The sequence below is a fragment of the Pseudomonas sp. B329 genome (assembly GCF_023127835.1).
Classification (GTDB): domain Bacteria; phylum Pseudomonadota; class Gammaproteobacteria; order Pseudomonadales; family Pseudomonadaceae; genus Aquipseudomonas; species Aquipseudomonas synxantha_A.
In genome coordinates this window covers 144251-160944 of record NZ_SPKP01000052.1, presented here as the reverse complement: position 1 = coordinate 160944, position 16694 = coordinate 144251, and the positions used below count along the sequence as shown (strand labels likewise).

Here is a 16694-nt window from a genome sequence, read left to right as displayed (position 1 = left end):
GGGCAAGTCCCCTCCCACATTTGGATCTTCAGTGTTCTGGAAAATCGGGTCAGCGGTAGAGATCTTCCCGCGTCCACGGCAGTTCATGACCACCATCGGCATGGGGTTTGACCGCCAAGATCTGGTGCAAGTTGATCCAGCCCCGGGCAAACGCATAAGCGCAACCGGCCAGGTACAGCCGCCAGATGCGCAGCGCCTGCTCCGGCACCATCTTTGCCGCCGCTTCCAGATTGTCTTCCAGGCGCTCGCTCCAATGGTCCAACGTGCGGGCGTAGTGCAAGCGCAAACTTTCGACATCCACCACTTCCAACCCGACCTCGCTGATCTCGGCAGTCATCATCGCCAGGTGAGGCAGTTCGCCGTTGGGAAATACGTAGCGCTCGATAAACTCCCCGGCGCCTCGGCCTACCGGGCGGCCATCGGTATGTTTGGCGGTAATGCCATGGTTCATCACCAGGCCGCCTTCACGCACGGCACCGAACAGCGTCTGACAGTACTGTGCCAGGTTGGCGTGGCCGACGTGTTCGAACATACCCACGCTCACCACTTTGTCGAAGCGGCCATCCTGGGGCAGGTCGCGGTAGTCGAGCAGTTGCAGGTCGACCTGATCCTCCAGGCCTTCGGCTTTCACCCGCTCCCTGGCCAGCGCCAGCTGTTCCTTGCTCAAGGTGATACCAAACACCTTGACTCCGAATTCCCGCGCCGCAAACCGCGCAAGCCCGCCCCAACCACACCCAACGTCGAGCAGGTACTCGCCCGGCTGCAGCCGCAGTTTGCGGCACAGGTGACGGAATTTGTCTTGCTGGGCCTGGTCGATGGATTCGCTGCCGGTTTCGAAATAACCGCAGGAATACGCCATGTCCTGATCCAGCCATAGTTGGTAGAACTCGTTGGACAGGTCGTAATGGTAGGAAATGGCCGCCGCGTCGGTGGCCTTGTCGTGGATCGAGCGCACCGGACGGCTGCCTTCGTCGTCATCGATCAAGGCGTGGCTCAACTCGTCACATACCCTGATCACCTCGGTGATGGAGCCTTCCAGCTCCAGTTTGCCTTCGACGAAGGCTTCGCCCAGTGAATCGAGCGTTGGGTGGGTCAGCTTGGACACCATCGTGGGGTCCTTGACCACAATCGTCACACTGGGCTCAGGACCCAAGTTGAATTCATGGCCGTCCCAGAGTCGAAGACGCAACGGTAGCTGAAGATTCTGTAAGGCCGGTGGAAGTTGCGCGAGCATGAGTAATCCCCCCTTGTTTCAGACGTCTGGAGTGAGGGTAGATCATCCGAAGACAAAGTAGGAGGCTATCGATTTAATAGCACGTCTCTATGGGGCTCGGAGTTCAAGCAAACCGTCCTGGATCCACTGTTTCAGCCATGTGGCCGCTTGCAGCGACGCACCCTCTGAATAAGTGACTGCCAACTCTGCGCACAGTTCTGAAAAATTCCAGCCGGTAGTCACCATCCCTGCCAGTGCACAGGCTTCGTCAGGCTCCAGGCTGCGGTAGTGACACACATTCTGATGACGCCATACCAGGCAGATTTGCATCGGGTCCAGCGCCTGGCTGCCGGGAAAACCCGATGCATCCTTGCTGGCTCGCCAGATCGCCACCGTGTTGAAACGGCACAGCAAATGCTGCACTGAAGGCGCCAGGCTTACCTGCAGCGTCGGCCAGTCCCCGGGTGCCAATTGCGCCATGTCATTCACGGTCAGCGGCGTCCCCTGGGGTGCATCGAACGCCAGGGTAAACGCCCACTCCAGACGCGCCAATTCAGCCAGCGGCGCACTGTGTTCTGCGACCAAGTGCTCAAGGATAAACATCGAAAAGCGCTCACCGAGCCAACGCAGGCTGTAGTGGGCCGAGGGGTAACGACGAACGTAGGCTTCGCTCAGCGCGGCAAATTCATCATCACCCAGCCAATATCGGATAGCGCTGAAGTCATGGCACAGCACTTCCTTCAATCGCGACAGATAGGCGTTGTGGTAAATCGCCAGGCCGGTGTCCACATCCAGGGTCGGCCCCCCCAGCAAGGTGGCGGCAAAGCTGCTGTTGGCCGCGCAAGGTTCAGATAACAGGTGCTCTTCAAAAGCCAATTGCCAGTCGATCAGGCGCATAGCGATTTCCTGGCCAGGGCACTGGCTGCCAGCTCGCGGGCCTTGCTCAACTCAGTGAGCAATTCTTCGAACGGCGGGAAATGATCATCGCGCTCCAACAGCGTCGACACCGGCCCCAAATGCTCCAGGGTCTGTTGGTAAAGCGCCCACACCGGGTCGCACACAGGATGGTCGTGGGTGTCGACCACATAGTCGCCGTAGTCCATATGCCCGGCCAGGTGCAGTTGGCGGATGCTCTCGGGCGGCAGGTTGCGGATAAACGTCCAGGCATCAAAGCCATGGTTACGCGCACTCACATACACATTGTTCACGTCCAGCAACAACTGACACCCGCTCAGGTGGGCCAAAGCGTTGAGGAACTCCCACTCGGTGAACTCATCAGCCTTGGAGCGCACATAGCTGGAGACGTTTTCCAGCACCAGCGGGCGCTGCAACACGTCCTGCACCTGACGCACACGACCGGCCACGTGATAGAGGCTTTCTTCGGTGTAGGGCAGCGGCAGCAGGTCATGCAGCTGATGCGCGCTGCCGCGGCTCCAGCACAGGTGATCGGAAATCCAGGCCGGCTGGATGCGCTCGGCGAGCTGTTTGATTTGCGCAAGGTAATCGGTATCGAGGGCATGGGGCCCACCGATGGACAAGGACACACCGTGCATTACCACGGGGTAACGCTCGGCTATCGCATCCAGGTAGTACAAGGCTTTGCCGCCCTGCACCAGATAATTCTCGGAGATCACTTCGAACCAATCCACGGCCGGCGACTGTTCGAGGATCTGCTGGTAGTACTCACTGCGCAGCCCCAGGCCGTAACCGAGGCTCGAAAAAGAAGTGGGCATAAGACGCTCCAGGAAAAGTGTCCGCAGCGACGGGGGGCGGTCGCTGCGGTTGCACTCGGTTGCCGTTACTCGCCGACGGTACCGCCCTTCTCGTCGCACATCGCCTTGCTCATGGACAGGAAGCCCTGGCCTTTGCAGGAACCTTGACCTTTGCACGCGTGATCTTTGGTCTTGCAGTCGTTCTGCCCTTTACAAGCGTTGACGCCATAGCAATGCACAGTGGCATCGGCTGCGTGTGCCTGGGTGGCCACACCGGCAAACATAGTGGCGGCAGCCATCGCGAGGGCGGCGCCAGCAGCAGCGGATTTAATGCTCATTGTTGTATTCCTCATGATCAGTGGTGAAGTCGGTCCGAACGGATTGTTCAGTCTCGACACACCACTAGAGTGAGGGCCCCCATTGGCGTTACAGCCGTGTGCAAATATTTCTGAAATTATTCATCAAGCTTCAACAGCGGCTCCTGGAAGCGTAATAACCGCCCAGCGTTACCCAGCACCAGCAAGGTACTGAGGTTATGCAGCACCGCCGCAATCATGGCACCCGCCGCGCCCAACCAGCCAAAGGCCGCGAACACCACGATGGCCAACGTCCAGCCCAGGCCGATGATCACGTTCACCTGCAACGTCTGCCGGCACTGGCGGCTCAAGCGCACGCAGGTACCCAGGCGGCGCAAGTCGCTGCCGATCAACACCACGTCCGCCGATGCGAGTGCGATATCGGCACCGCCCGCCCCCATCGCCACACCAACCACACCGGCCTTGAGCGCCAACGAATCATTGATGCCATCGCCCACCACCATCGGCCGGAAGCCGCTGCTGATTTCACCCAGCACGCGGTTGAGCTTGTCTTCCGGCAAGGCTTGGGCTTCGACATCACTGATGCCCACCTCCAGCGCCAGGCTGTCGGCTACGCTTTGGCGGTCGCCGGTCAGCAGCAGCTGGCGGCCCAGGCCCAAATCACGCAACTCTTGCAGGGCCTGGCGCGCCTCCGGCTTGACGCTGTCGGCCAGCAACAGCCAGGCCAGGAAATCGCCGTTCAACGCCAACCCGGCAATAGGGCCGTCATGGTTGGGAACGCCGCTGGTGACGATGCCCAATTGTTCGAACAACTCCGGCCGCCCCAGCGCCGCTTCGCCCTGTTCGGTCTGTGCGACCACGCCCAGGCCCTGACGCTCGCGAATGTCGGTGAGCGCCAGTAACTGCTCCTGAGTCGCCAACCCCGCCAACGCTCGGCTGACCGGGTGACTGCTCGCCGAGCCGAGGCTGGCCGCCAGGTTCAGCAGCTCCTGGCGATCCGGTGCGGTGGTCTCGATGGACTGCAAACGCAGGGTGCCAAAGGTCAGGGTGCCGGTCTTGTCGACCACCAACGAGGTCAGGTCAGCCAATTCTTCGAGAAACGCCGAGCTGCGAATCAGAATCCCATGACGCGCCGCCACGGCGATCCCGGCAATCGCCGTGGCCGGCGCCGACAGCACCAAGGCACACGGGCACGCCGCCACCAGCACCGCCAGCATCGCCTGCGCATCGTTGGTGACGAACCAGGTGACCGCCGCCAGCAACAGCACCAACACCATATAGCTACCGGCATAACGCTCCAGCAGCCGCGTGATCGGCGGCTTGGAGCGCTCGGCGTTCTGCATCAGTGCGATGACTTTGCCCAGGGTCGATTCGTTGCCAGTGCGCGTCACTTCAAGGCGCAGCAGACCATCAAGGTTGATCGCGCCACCAAACACCTGCACACCCGCGCTGGCTTCCAACGGCACCGACTCACCGGTGATTGGTGCCGTGTCCAGGCTCGCCTGGCCGGACAGCACCACGCCATCGGCCGGCACGCGGTCGCCGGCGCGCACTTCGACGATATCACCGGGGTTCAGCGTGGCGTTATCCACTTCGGTGATGGTTCCGTCAGCCTGTACCAAACGGGCGTGGCTGCGGGTGAGTTTGCCCAGGGCATGGATCGCCTCCTGGGAGCCGATCACGCTGCGCTCTTCCAGCACATGGCCGAAGATCATGATGATCGGCAACAACGCGGCGGTGAGCAGATCGCCGGTGGCCCAGGCGCCAAGCATGGCCAGGGCAATCAGTTGGTCAGTGATGCCGTGCAAGCTGGGAAAGCGCAGGCTGTACCAGGCCGAACGCATTACCGGCACCGCCACCAACAGCGATGCCACCCCCAGCAGCAATTGGCTCACACCGTTCTGGTCCGGCGCCAGCCAGCGCCACACCAGGCCCAGCACGAGCAACCCAAGGGCGAGCATGGCCAGGGTCAATTGCCGGGCAGCGCTGCGCTGTTCGGCCGAGGTCAGCATGGGTGCGCTCATTGTTCGGCTCCCTGGATGATCAAGCGGGAGTCGTCTTTGGGGTCGACGGTGGTCACGGAACCCGCCTGACCGAGAATCTTCGGCAGGCGTTCGCGGTACAGGCGCAACAGCAAGCCGGGGTCTTTGACCTGGGCGAGGCTGGCGACGGTAGCGGTTTGCGCCTGGGCATTGGCCAAGCGTTCGCTGGCCTGGGCGTGGGCGACTTGCACCTGGCGGTCAGCCTCCTGATTCGCGGTCTGGGTGAGTTTTTCCGCTTCGGTGCGGGCGTTGGCCACCGCTTTATCCGCTTGCTGGCTGGCAGTCAGCACTGCGTTGAAGGCATTCACCGCCGGGCCCGGCAGGCTCGATTGCACATCGACGCGGGTGACTTCGATGCCCAGGCCCAAACCGCTGGCGGCCAAATCGGCCAGGCGTTTATTGATGCCTTGCACCAGATCGCCGCGCAGGCGCTCGCGGCGTTCGGCGGCGCCGTTGTCGCTGCCGATCAGTTCCGGGCGTGCTACCAGGATGGTGTCCAGATCCCGCGCTGCCGTCAGGGCTACGGCACTGCGCGTCACCAACCGATCCAGCGCGGGCAACACGTGGTCGCCCTGCAACACGAAGGCATAGGGCTCGGTCACCTTGTAGAACACCCGCACATCCAACTGCACCACCCCGGCATCGCCGGTCAGCAGGTAGCCGGAACCGGCCAGGGCATCGCTCAACGGCGTAGCGAAACTGGCCACGCGATCAGCCTGCAGCGCCGCGTCGGAACGTAGCAGGTTCTCCACTCGGCGCTCGATCACCCGGTCCGCCGCCGGCAACAACACCACCTGCTCGAACGGCTGCGGCCAGGCCAGCAACAGCCCGGCGTTCTGAATGCGATCAAGGGCGCCGAAGTGCAGGACCACCGCGCGATTCTGCGGGTCGATCTGGCGCACATTGGAAAAGGCCCAGGCCAACGCCGCCAACACAGTGACCGCGTACAGCGCCAGGAAGGTCAGGCGCCCGGCCTGAATCCAAGGGCTGTCGGGACTGCCGCGTTCGCTCATGGCTGGATGTCCTTCGGCCCATCCACCAGGGCGCGGAACGGCGCGGCGTCGGTGCGCAGGATGATTTTGGTACCCGGCGTGACCACCGTGCCCAAGGTATCCAGCGAGCGCAGCAGGTTGTACAGCTGCGGATTACCCGCGTAGGCACGGCCATAAATCTGCGCGGCTTCTACCCGCGATTGCGCTTCGATATCGGCGGCTTTCACCGTCGCATCGGCCTGCACAATGCGCGCATCACGCTCGGCGGCGGAGCGGATTTGCGCCGCTTCGCGCTTGCCCACGGCGGTGCGTTCAGTGGCGATGGTTTCCCGCTCGGCGCGCATACGATCAACCGTGGCGGTGAGTGTCACCGAAGGCAATGTCAGGCGCTCGATGCCGACCTGCGCCACGCGCACGCCGTAGGTGGCGAGCAATTGTTGATCAATCTGCTGGCGCAACTGCGCTTCAAAATCGGCGATGCGCACTTGGCTGGCGTCGGTGTTGATCAAGCTGGACAGGTCAAAGCTGGCCGCCGTGGTTTCCAGCGCCGAGCCGACGAAGGTGCGAATCTGCCGCGCCGCTTCGTCCGGCTGGTTCTGCACTGCGCGCATGAAGCGCTGCACATTGTCGGCATCGCCCTGCACCTGCCACGCCACATAGGCCTGCACGATAATCCGCAGGCCATCGCGGGTGCCCACATCCTGCAAGCCGCTGGACGTGGTGCGCAGGCGCAGGTCCACCGGGATCGCCGCTTCGAATGGCGCCGGCCAGCGCCAGCCCAGGCCCGGCTCCAACAGCACTCGCGCGGGGTTGCCGAAGCGGGTAATCACCGTGGCCTCGCCGGAGCGCACCTGCACCAGGCTCGCCGCTGCCACGGCAAACAGCACCAGTAACGCCGCCCAGGCCATGCGCCGCCAAGGGAAAGGCCCGGCCGCTTGTTCATCACCATGGTGGTGATGGTGGTGGCCGTGATGATGGTGATGACCGTGATCGTGAGAATGAGCGCTCAACAGACAGACTCCTTATTGAACGGCTTTGCGCGGCGCCAGTGGATCGGCGGGCAAAGTAAAAGAACGCAGATCAATCGTCGGCGCACTGTCGGCGCCCAAACGATGATCCAGAATAAGCAGCTTGGCGTGGGCCAGGCCCAGGCTCAGTTGGCTCAGGTACTGTTCCAGCACGAAAGCCTGGCCCGCAGCGGCATAGGCTTTTTGTTCGGCGGCAAAGCGCAGGTTCGCCGCTTGGGCGCCGGCATTCACTTCGCGGGCGCCGGCCTGGGCCTGATCACGGACGGTGCTGGCTTGCAGCAGCGCCTGGTTGGTCTGCTCGCTGGCCGCGCCACGTTCACGGGCGATCAGTGCCTGGGCGCCGATCTGGGCGGCTTGCACACCGTGGTAAGCATTGGCGGCGCCAGCCGGTGGGTGGATCGCTTCAACCACCGTGGCGAGGATTTCCACCCCGCTGTCGAGGGTGTGCAGGTCTGCTTGCACCGTGCGGCCAATCTCGTCGGCGAGGCTGGTGCGTTGTTCACCGAGCAATTCGTCGAGGGTGCGCGAGGCAAAGTCATGCACCAGGATGCGGCTGGCGGTGCTGCGGATCAGGGTAGGTATGTCCGCGCTGTTGTAAGTGGCGGCAAGCGCAGCCTGGTCGGTGAGGCCGATGCGGTAGACAAATCGCACGTCCATGTTGACGATCTGGAAGCCCTGCTTATCGCCGCTGCTGCTGGCGATGACCTGGGATTTGTCATTCACATGGCTGGCGTCCCACAGGCGGTTGGCAATCAACGGCGCCGGGCCTTCGGCAGCGGCCAGCTCCGGTGTGGCGGCTTCGCTGACGCTGGTCGCCAACTCATGCACCACGCCGTTCTCCACGTTGAGTACGCGACCCAGCGGCCACGGCAAACCCGTATGCAGGCCGGGGCCGAACACCTCGACCGGTTTGCCGAAGCGCTCATAAATCCCACGCCCTTGCAGGGGGACTTCATGCACGCCGGTCAGCGCCCAACCTACCGTCAGCACCACCAGCAACACCGGCAGGAAAGCCCGGCGCATGTAGGTGAAGGCCCAGATCTGGCGCAGGTCGATGCCAAAACGGTTGTGCAATTCATGCTGCAACGCCAGCAACGGTTGTGGCGGCCAACGCAGCAGGCCGGCGATAAAACTCTGCGCCATCAAGCGCGGCTCAAGGCGCGGCTGGCGCGGGCTGAACAGCGACAGCACGCCCCGCAGCAGGAACTCCAGCGCCACCAGCGCCGGCAACAGGCCGACGAGTGTCGCCAGACGCAGCGGCCACACCGACTCGGCATTGGCAAACAACAGGCAGATGGCACTCAGCACCAGGCAGATAATCGCCACCCGACTCAACTGCGCCAGCTGTGAAGCTTCCGGCCACTGGGCGGCGGTTTCCTGGGCCAGGCGACGCTCGAACACCAGCAAGCCAAAAGCCAGCCCCAATGCCAGCGCCGCACCGATGCTGGCGGACTGACCGATGGCCGCAGCAGGCAAGGCCAGGTTCCAGAACTGGATAACGCTGACCAACGCCAGCAACGACCAGCCCGCCAACCACAGCACCGGTGCGCCAACCTGTGCCAGCAGGCCGTTGCCGAAACGGTTGATCAGCCCCTTGTGCCAGGCAGTGGGCTCAATGGGTTGCTCAATCAACTCAGCGCTCGGCACCTCCATCGCCTGGGCACGCCAATCAGCCACCCACCAGGCCGACTGCAACCCGGCCACCAACAGCAGCAGGGCCGCAGCGCAGTTGATCAACACCACCGGCCAGATCGACAGTGGCGCAAACAACGCCACGAACAGCGCCAACACCCATCCGCTGATCGCCAGGGTCGTCAGGCTGATACCCGCTTGGCGTAACCGACGGGCATGGAACAGCCCTTGCTGAAAACGCGCCAGGCCTTCTACCGAAGCGCCGTCAGCTTCTAAATCCACCTGCATCCGCTCAATGCCCACTTGCACACAATTCGTTACAATATAACACGAAGCGTGAAATTTTTGTTCGCTTTTGCATCCACCCCTGATCCCTCTCCCACATTTGTCTCCCTGTATTCTCCGGATTGTGACTAACCCCCTATAAACACGAGCCATCACTGGTGTCGGCTGCGATTAATCGGCACACTCCGAAACAGCTTTTCGCGGGTTCACGGACAAGGAAGCGCCACCCCATGATTTCCATCTACCAACTCAAACCGCGGTTTCAAAACCTGCTGCGCCCACTTGTGCAGCGCCTCTACGACAACGGCACCACCGCCAACCAGATCACCGTGCTGGCCGGCGTTATTTCCCTGCTGGTGGGGTTGTTGATCGCAGGCTTCGCCCAACACCTCTGGCTGTTTGCGCTGATCCCTTTATGGATGATCGTGCGCATGGCCCTCAACGCCATCGACGGCATGCTCGCTCGAGAATTCGGCCAGCAGTCACGCCTCGGCGCTTACCTCAATGAACTGTGCGATGTGATCGCCGACAGCGCGCTGATCCTGCCCTTTGCCCTGATCCCCGGCGTGAGCCCGGTGCCGGTGGTGCTGGTGACACTGCTTGCGGTCTTCAGCGAGTACGCCGGTGTGTTGGGGCCGATGGTGGGCGCCTCGCGTCGCTATGACGGGCCGATGGGCAAGAGTGATCGGGCTTTTGTACTGGGTGTACTGGCCACCGGCGTGGCGCTGGGCTGGCTCGGCGCCGGTTGGGTCGAGGCGGTGATGTGGCTGGTCGCCGCCATGCTCGCCTATACCTTGGTCAACCGGGTGCGCCAGGGCCTCAAAGAACAGCCACAAACTCCCCCTTCTGCATAAGGAATTTGCGATGCGCGAACAGCAAGAGCACACCTTCAGTACCCATGATGGCGTCGAGCTTTTCTACCGGCACTGGCCGGCCACGGCAGACGCCGAGCCGCGCAAGGCAATCCTGTTGTTCCATCGCGGCCATGAGCACTCCGGACGTATTGCCCACCTGGTGGATGAACTGGACTTGCCGGGGTTTGATTTCTTCGCCTGGGACGCCCGCGGCCACGGCCAATCCCCCGGCGAGCGCGGCGACAGCCCCAGCTTTGCCACCAGTGCCCGTGATGTGCAGACCTTCTGCGACCATATCGGCGCCACCTACGGCATCGAAGAGCAAAACCTGGCCGTGATCGCCCAAAGCGTCGGCGCAGTGATCGCGGCCACCTGGGTTCACGATTACGCGCCGAAGATCCGCGCCCTGGTGCTCGCCTCGCCCGCCTTCAAGGTCAAGCTGTACGTGCCCTTCGCCCGCCCGGGCCTGGCCCTGATGCGCAGGTTTCGCGGCAACTTTTTCGTCAACAGCTACGTCAAGGCCAAGTTCCTCAGCCATGACCCGGAACGGGTGGCGTCCTACGACAGCGATCCGCTGATCACCAAGGCCATCTCGGTGAATGTACTGCTTGGCCTGTACGAAGCGGCCGACCGGGTTGTAGCCGACGCCCTGGCGATCCAGGTGCCTACCCAGTTGCTTATCTCAGGCTCCGATTTTGTGGTGCACCGTAAACCCCAGCAGCAATTTTTCGACCGCCTCGGCAGCCTGAAAAAAGAGCTGCATATCCTCCCTGGGTTTTTCCACGACACCCTCGGTGAACGTGACCGAGCCGTGGCCGTGAGCAGCGCCAAACGCTTTATCCTGCAGAACTTCGCACATCCGCTGGACCGCGCCTCTCTACTGGACGCCGACAAACTTGGCGCCACCTGCGCCGAATCCGAATCCCTTGCCGCGCCACTGCCACGCAATTCCCTGCGCGACCTCTACTGGCGCATGACCCGCGCCAGCATGGGCCTGGGCAAGAACCTGTCGGACGGCGTGAAACTGGGCTTCGACACCGGTTTCGACTCCGGCAGCACGCTGGACTACGTGTATCGCAATAAGCCTACCGGCAAGGGCGGGCTGGGGCGGATGATCGACACCAACTACCTCAACTCCATTGGCTGGCGCGGTATTCGCCAGCGCAAGCTGAACGTCGAGGAACTGCTGCGCCTGGCCATGACCAAGCTGCGTGACGAGCACCGCGAGGTCCGTATCGTCGATATCGCCGCCGGCCACGGCCGTTACATCCTTGAAGCCTTGCAAGGCGTATCGCCGTTGCCGGAGTCGATCCTGCTGCGCGACTACAGCGACATCAACGTGCGCGACGGTGGCGCGCTGATTCGCGAGAAGGGCTTGGGGGACATCGCCCAGTTCGTCAAAGGCGATGCGTTCGACCGCGCTGACCTGGCCGCCCTGGACCCCAAGCCGACCCTGGCCGTGGTGTCTGGCCTGTATGAGTTGTTCGCCGATAACGCCATGGTCGGTGGTTCACTGGCGGGGCTGGCCGACGCCGTGGAGCCGGGGGGTTACCTGGTCTACACCGGGCAGCCGTGGCACCCGCAGTTGGAGCTGATTGCCCGCGCGCTCACCAGCCACCGCCAGGGCCAGGCCTGGGTGATGCGTCGGCGCAGCCAGGCGGAAATGGACCAGTTGGTTGAAGCCGCGGGCTTTCGCAAGATCACCCAGCGCGTGGATGAGTGGGGCATTTTCACCGTGTCCCTGGCACAGAAGATCTGAACATGCGCGAACCCGGTTTATTGAAACCTGCGGTGCTTTGGCTGCTGCTGTTGGCGCCGCTGTTTTTCAGCACCTATGGCTTTGCCACCTGGGTCACCAGCCAGCGCAGCGACGTCGGCACGCTGGTGTTCGGCTGGGAAAGCCATATGCCGTTCTGGGCCTGGACCATCGTGCCCTATTGGTCCATCGACCTGCTCTACGGCTTCTCTCTGCTGCTGCCCAATACACGGCATGAGCTGAAACAACATGCACTGCGCCTGCTGAGTGCGCAGGTGATTGCCGTCAGTTGCTTCCTGATCTGGCCATTGCGCTTTACCTTTGAGCGGCCAGAGCTGGACGGGGTGTTTGGCTGGCTATTCGCGGTGCTGGCCGGTTTCGACAAACCGTTCAACCAGGCACCTTCGCTGCATATCGCACTGCTGGTGATCCTGTGGGTCATGTACCAGCGGCACACCCAGGGGGTCTGGCGCTGGGTGGTGCACGGCTGGTTTGCGCTGATCGGCATCTCGGTGCTGACTACTTATCAACATCACTTTATCGACTTACCCACAGGCGCCCTCGCGGGGTGGCTGTGCGTGTGGTTATGGCCAGTGGAGCACCCGAGCCCATTGTTGAGTGCGCAGTTGACGCGGGATACCCAACGCTGGCGCCTGGCTGTGCGCTACGGGCTGGGCACGCTATTACTGCTGGCACTTGCCCTGGTACTGGGCGGCGGCTGGCTGTGGCTGCTGTGGCCAGCGGTTTCCCTGGGTTTGATCACCGCCAACTACCTTGTGATCGGCGCGTCGGGCTTTCAAAAACGTGCGGATGGCCGCCTTACGCCTGCAGCCCGCTGGTTGTATGCGCCTTATTTAGCGGGTGCGTGGGTCAATTCGCGGCTGTGGACACGCAAACATCCACAGCCGGACCTGATTGTGGATAACGTCTGGCTGGGGCGCATTCCTACGGCCAGCGAGCAAGGCTCGCTCAGGGCCATTGTCGATCTGTGCGCCGAACTGCCGATTAATCCACTGGGCCGCGCTTATGCCTGCGTGCCGGTACTGGACCTCGTCACCCCAACAGCCGACGAATGCCTGGAAGCCGCACACGCCATTGAACGTCTGCGAACGAGCGGCCCCTTGCTGGTGTGCTGCGCCCTCGGTTACTCCCGTAGCGCCACCGCTATCGCCGCCTGGCTGCTGAATACTGGCCGAGCCGCCACGGTCGATGAAGCACTGGCTATTATTCGTACAGCACGGGCCACTGTGGTCCTGCACCCCGCACACCGTAAAGCGTTGGAGGGTTTGCACCATGCACCCTGATATGGAACTCCAGATAGTTGCCAGCCTGCTACGCCGTGGCCGTTCCCTGGATCAGTTATCCACAGGCCTGACGTTGCTCGGCATACTGTTCGGCCTCGCCCAATTGTTGTTGGCCAGTATCTCGACGATCTGCCTGCTGCTGGCCCTGTGGATGATCGTGCTGGGCCTGCTGCAAAAGTACTGGGCGCTGCGAGTGGCCTTCGACGCCGACCTGTTCGCCATGCTGGCCCGCGACGTTACCCGCACTCCAGACCTTGACCAGGCCCTGCAAACCCTCGGCCTGCAATCGTCCAAGCGAGCCGGTCGGCCGTGGACCGAACGCCGCCGTGGCGCCCTTAAACTATTGCGTAAACAAGCCTGGTTGCTGGGCGCGCAAGCGCTGCTGACCTTGGGCGTCATCCTCGCCAGCCCTTGGCTGCCTTTCGCCGGATAAGGAATTCCCATGTTCGAACCCGTGGTCGCCACGCTGATTACCTCCATGGCCCGCACCGTCACCGGCGCTCGCAGCCTGTGGCTGGGGTGCGCGCCAGTACCGGTGCAACGCATCTATTTCGCCAACCACAGCAGCCACGGCGACTTCGTGCTGGTGTGGGCGTCGCTGCCGCAGAACCTGCGCAAATTCACACGCCCGGTGGCCGGCAGCGATTACTGGAACAAGAGCGCGCTGCGCCGCTACATCATCAACCGGGTGTTCAATGGCGTGCTGATCGACCGCGAGCGCAAGGACCCTGTGGATAACCCATTACTGCCCATGCTCGCGGCTTTGGAACGCGGTGACTCGCTGATCATCTTTCCCGAAGGCACGCGCAATCTCGACGAGGGTTTGCTGCCGTTCAAAAGCGGCTTGTATCACCTGGCAAAGAGTTACCCACAGGCCGAACTGGTTCCCGTGTGGATAGCCAACCTCAACCGGGTCATGCCTAAAGGGCGCGTGCTGCCGCTACCGTTGTTATGCACAACCAGCTTCGGTGCCCCTCTGCAATTGGCAGAAGGCGAAGACAAAGCCGCCTTCCTTGCTCGCAGCCGCGACGCCCTGCTCGCCCTTGCCCCGGAGCATTCCTGAGATGGATAGCCAAACCCTGATGTTATTCGGCGGCATCGGCGCGATCCTAGTCATCGCCTCGCTGATCGGCCTGATCCTCAAGCTGCGCCCCCGTGGCAACCCGAATGCCGTGATCGACAACCTCAACGCCCGCATCAACGCCTGGTGGGTGATGGTGGTGGTAATCGGCATCGCCTTCTGGTTAGGCACCGGCGCGGTGATCCTGCTGTTCTACGCCGTGTCGTTCTACGCCCTGCGCGAATTTCTCACCCTCACGCCCACCCGGCGCAGCGACTACCCGGCCCTGGTGGCCGCGTTCTACCTGGCCCTGCCGCTGCAATACGTGCTGATCTACGCCGACTGGTATGGGCTGTTCTCGATCTTCATCCCGGTGTACGTGTTCCTGCTGCTGCCGATCCTCGCCTCCCTTGGCGGCGACAGCACACACTTCCTGGAACGCGCCTCGAAGGTGCAATGGGGGCTGATGATCGCGGTGTTCTGCGTGTCCTTCGTCCCTGCCCTGCTGACGTTGGACATCCCCGGCTACGAAGGCCGCAACCTGTTGTTGATCGCCTACCTGGTGATCGTGGTGCAACTCTCGGACGTGCTGCAGTACGTATGCGGCAAGCTGTTCGGCAAACACAAGATCGCGCCCAACCTCTCGCCGTCGAAAACGGTGGAAGGGTTTGTGGGCGGGATTCTGCTGTCCTCCTTGATCGGCGCGGCGCTGTGGTGGACCACACCGTTCAATCCCTGGCAGTCGTTCCTGATCGCGCTGCTGATCAACTTGCTGGGCTTTGCCGGCGGGATTGTGATGTCGGCGATCAAGCGTGACCGCGGCGTAAAAGACTGGGGGCACATGATCGAAGGGCACGGCGGGATGTTGGATCGGCTGGATTCGGTGTGCTTTGCGGCACCGATTTTCTTTCATCTTGTGCGGTACTGGTGGACGTGACCCGCCCCGGCGCTGATACAGCAAAGCCACCCATTCGTGGAATGGCCCCACGCTCTCCTGGAACGTCTCGCGGTTGGGCAGTTGCCACTGTGCCATGGGCATCCCGGATGCATAAGGTCACTGCCTTGCGCAGGGGTAAAGGGCGGGCGCGCATCCAAAATAGAAAAAGGGCTGTTGAAAACAGCCCTTTTGATCGGGATTAAAAATCCGTCTCGGTTCACCCAGTAAACGCTAGAGTCAGGCGTTTAAGTCGAGTTTAGAAACTGTCTCAACTCAGCGTTACCTGCGCGCATATCCATTGGCCCAGTGTGGTGCAATGAAACTCATTGCACCACTACCGACCTTAGATCAGAACTGGAAAGTGAACCCCAAGTTGACCGCGCTGCCACCACCATGACTTGAAACCAGTCCGGTGTAGTTAAGAGACACCTGCGTGTCCTTGGTCATGGCCATCTCTGCCGAGGCTTTGACCACCGCACTATCACGGGACACTGGCACGCTGTTCACCGCAAACGCAGCTTCGCTGCCGACAAATTTCAAGGAACTTTCACGGTCCAGCTCTGCGTACTGATGCTCCCAACCCAACTCACCGCGCAGTTTGACCGAGCGAGTCGAACCCACTGGCAATTGCATCTGCCCACGCAGACCGACCGTCGAGACGACAGCATCCTGACTTTGCTTACTGGCGTGCAACGCCGTCGCTTTCCCACGTTCTTTGAATGCGTCGCTCTGAAAGTTAATGTAGGTCAGATTTGCAAAAGGCTCGAAGGCTGACCAGCCGGTATAACCGACTTCACCAAATACCTGATCCGTTCGTGCGTTATAGACAGCTTTTTGATGAGCCGATTGGCTGCCGTATCCCACGTTACGCGAGGTGTCAAAGTGGTGCCAAGTGCTCGCTCCTCCGAACCGTAGGGCGATGCTATCGAAGCGTTTACCCCCATAGATCGACAGGTGATAGTTGTCGCTATTGGCCGACTTTCTGGAGGCTCCCTTCAGATCGGTCTTGGTGTAGCCCGTCGCCCCGCCGATTCGCCATCCATCGCCGATGTCAGTGTCCAGACCGAGCAGCACGCCAGTGGTAGAGGTGCTGTAGCTGGCGGCGTTGTGATCGGAGTCGAGTTGCGTGTGACCTCCGAGTAATTGCACCCAGCCGCCGTTGCTACTGTCGACTTGAATTTTTGCATCTGGATTCAGCGCTTGAGCCTGTTGTAGGCGAGCATTCACCGCATCACGAACATAACGACTGTCGGCGATCTGCGCAGCGGCGACATCAGCATGAACCTGGCCATCAAGTTGCTTGAAGGCCTGGCGGGCCTGTTCAGCGGAGTTGAAGGTCAAAAGGCTCTCATACACAGGGTTTCCCAGGGCTAAAGTGTCAGCCACGGCTGCAACCGCACGCTCGTTTTTAGTCTGTGCAACGCTGGCAAAGCTGGTGTTGTTGCGCTTAATAGCAATGCTCATAGCCGTCATATCGGGCACTGGCTGAACAGGTGCTACACCCACGGGTGACAGGACAAGCGCGGGAGCAATCGCTACATCAACGCTTGCTTTCGGTGTTA

The 16694-nt window shown here is 61.8% G+C and carries 15 protein-coding genes; 6 read left to right on the top strand and 9 right to left on the bottom strand.

The window, feature by feature from the left end:
• Window positions 1-49: 49 nt before the first annotated feature.
• The 8 genes from cfaB to E4P00_RS22690 form a co-directional block, all read right to left on the bottom strand.
• Entirely contained in the window at window positions 50-1234 is a 1185-nt protein-coding gene (cfaB, locus tag E4P00_RS22725; protein ID WP_005792585.1) for a C17 cyclopropane fatty acid synthase CfaB, read from the bottom strand.
• Between the two features lie 87 nt (window positions 1235-1321).
• Window positions 1322-2110 (bottom strand): DNA-binding domain-containing protein, encoded by a 789-nt coding sequence (locus tag E4P00_RS22720; protein WP_216090505.1) that lies wholly within the window; start codon window positions 2108-2110, stop codon window positions 1322-1324.
• The gene (locus E4P00_RS22715; RefSeq protein WP_248133121.1) at window positions 2101-2946 is read right to left on the bottom strand and encodes a DUF692 domain-containing protein; all 846 of its coding nucleotides are present in this window, start codon (window positions 2944-2946) and stop codon (window positions 2101-2103) included. Before E4P00_RS22715 ends, E4P00_RS22720 begins: the two co-directional genes overlap by 10 nt.
• Window positions 2947-3011: 65 nt before the next feature.
• On the bottom strand, window positions 3012-3263 hold the full coding sequence (locus E4P00_RS22710) for a hypothetical protein (RefSeq protein WP_078822679.1): 252 nt from the start codon (window positions 3261-3263) through the stop codon (window positions 3012-3014).
• Window positions 3264-3379: 116 nt separating this feature from the next.
• A complete protein-coding gene (locus E4P00_RS22705; RefSeq protein WP_103734107.1) occupies window positions 3380-5266 on the bottom strand; it encodes a cation-translocating P-type ATPase in 1887 nt (628 codons plus the stop codon).
• Window positions 5263-6297 (bottom strand): protease modulator HflK, encoded by a 1035-nt coding sequence (locus E4P00_RS22700; RefSeq protein WP_078822681.1) that lies wholly within the window; start codon window positions 6295-6297, stop codon window positions 5263-5265. The genes E4P00_RS22705 and E4P00_RS22700 overlap by 4 nt, the downstream gene beginning before the upstream one ends.
• The gene (locus E4P00_RS22695; protein ID WP_164699557.1) at window positions 6294-7289 is read right to left on the bottom strand and encodes a protease modulator HflC; all 996 of its coding nucleotides are present in this window, start codon (window positions 7287-7289) and stop codon (window positions 6294-6296) included. Before E4P00_RS22695 ends, E4P00_RS22700 begins: the two co-directional genes overlap by 4 nt.
• 9 nt (window positions 7290-7298) lie before the next feature.
• Window positions 7299-9224: a protease modulator HflK gene (locus E4P00_RS22690; protein WP_248133158.1), complete on the bottom strand. Its 1926-nt coding sequence runs from the start codon at window positions 9222-9224 to the stop codon at window positions 7299-7301.
• A 227-nt stretch (window positions 9225-9451) separates the two neighbouring features.
• Here E4P00_RS22690 and E4P00_RS22685 point away from each other — a divergent pair, with 227 nt between their 5' ends.
• The 6 genes from E4P00_RS22685 to E4P00_RS22660 are packed head-to-tail and all read left to right on the top strand — an operon-like array spanning window position 9452 to window position 15132.
• Window positions 9452-10075 carry a CDP-alcohol phosphatidyltransferase family protein gene (locus tag E4P00_RS22685; RefSeq protein ID WP_248133120.1) on the top strand — a complete coding sequence of 208 codons (624 nt, stop codon included), beginning with the start codon at window positions 9452-9454 and terminating at the stop codon, window positions 10073-10075.
• A 10-nt stretch (window positions 10076-10085) separates the two neighbouring features.
• Window positions 10086-11834, top strand: a complete 1749-nt coding sequence (locus tag E4P00_RS22680) for a bifunctional alpha/beta hydrolase/class I SAM-dependent methyltransferase (RefSeq protein ID WP_248133119.1) — start codon at window positions 10086-10088, stop codon at window positions 11832-11834.
• A 2-nt stretch (window positions 11835-11836) separates the two neighbouring features.
• Complete coding sequence (locus E4P00_RS22675; protein WP_248133118.1) at window positions 11837-13135, top strand: phosphatase PAP2/dual specificity phosphatase family protein; 1299 nt, start codon at window positions 11837-11839, stop codon at window positions 13133-13135.
• Entirely contained in the window at window positions 13125-13568 is a 444-nt protein-coding gene (locus E4P00_RS22670; protein WP_032878622.1) for a hypothetical protein, read from the top strand. The genes E4P00_RS22675 and E4P00_RS22670 overlap by 11 nt, the downstream gene beginning before the upstream one ends.
• A 9-nt stretch (window positions 13569-13577) precedes the next feature.
• Window positions 13578-14198, top strand: a complete 621-nt coding sequence (locus tag E4P00_RS22665) for a lysophospholipid acyltransferase family protein (protein ID WP_216090507.1) — start codon at window positions 13578-13580, stop codon at window positions 14196-14198.
• A gap of 1 nt (window position 14199) precedes the next feature.
• On the top strand, window positions 14200-15132 hold the full coding sequence (locus tag E4P00_RS22660; protein ID WP_248133117.1) for a phosphatidate cytidylyltransferase: 933 nt from the start codon (window positions 14200-14202) through the stop codon (window positions 15130-15132).
• A gap of 348 nt (window positions 15133-15480) precedes the next feature.
• Here E4P00_RS22660 and E4P00_RS22655 read toward each other — a convergent pair.
• A partial coding sequence (locus E4P00_RS22655; protein ID WP_248133116.1) for an autotransporter domain-containing protein occupies window positions 15481-16694 on the bottom strand: 1214 nt, incomplete at its 5' end.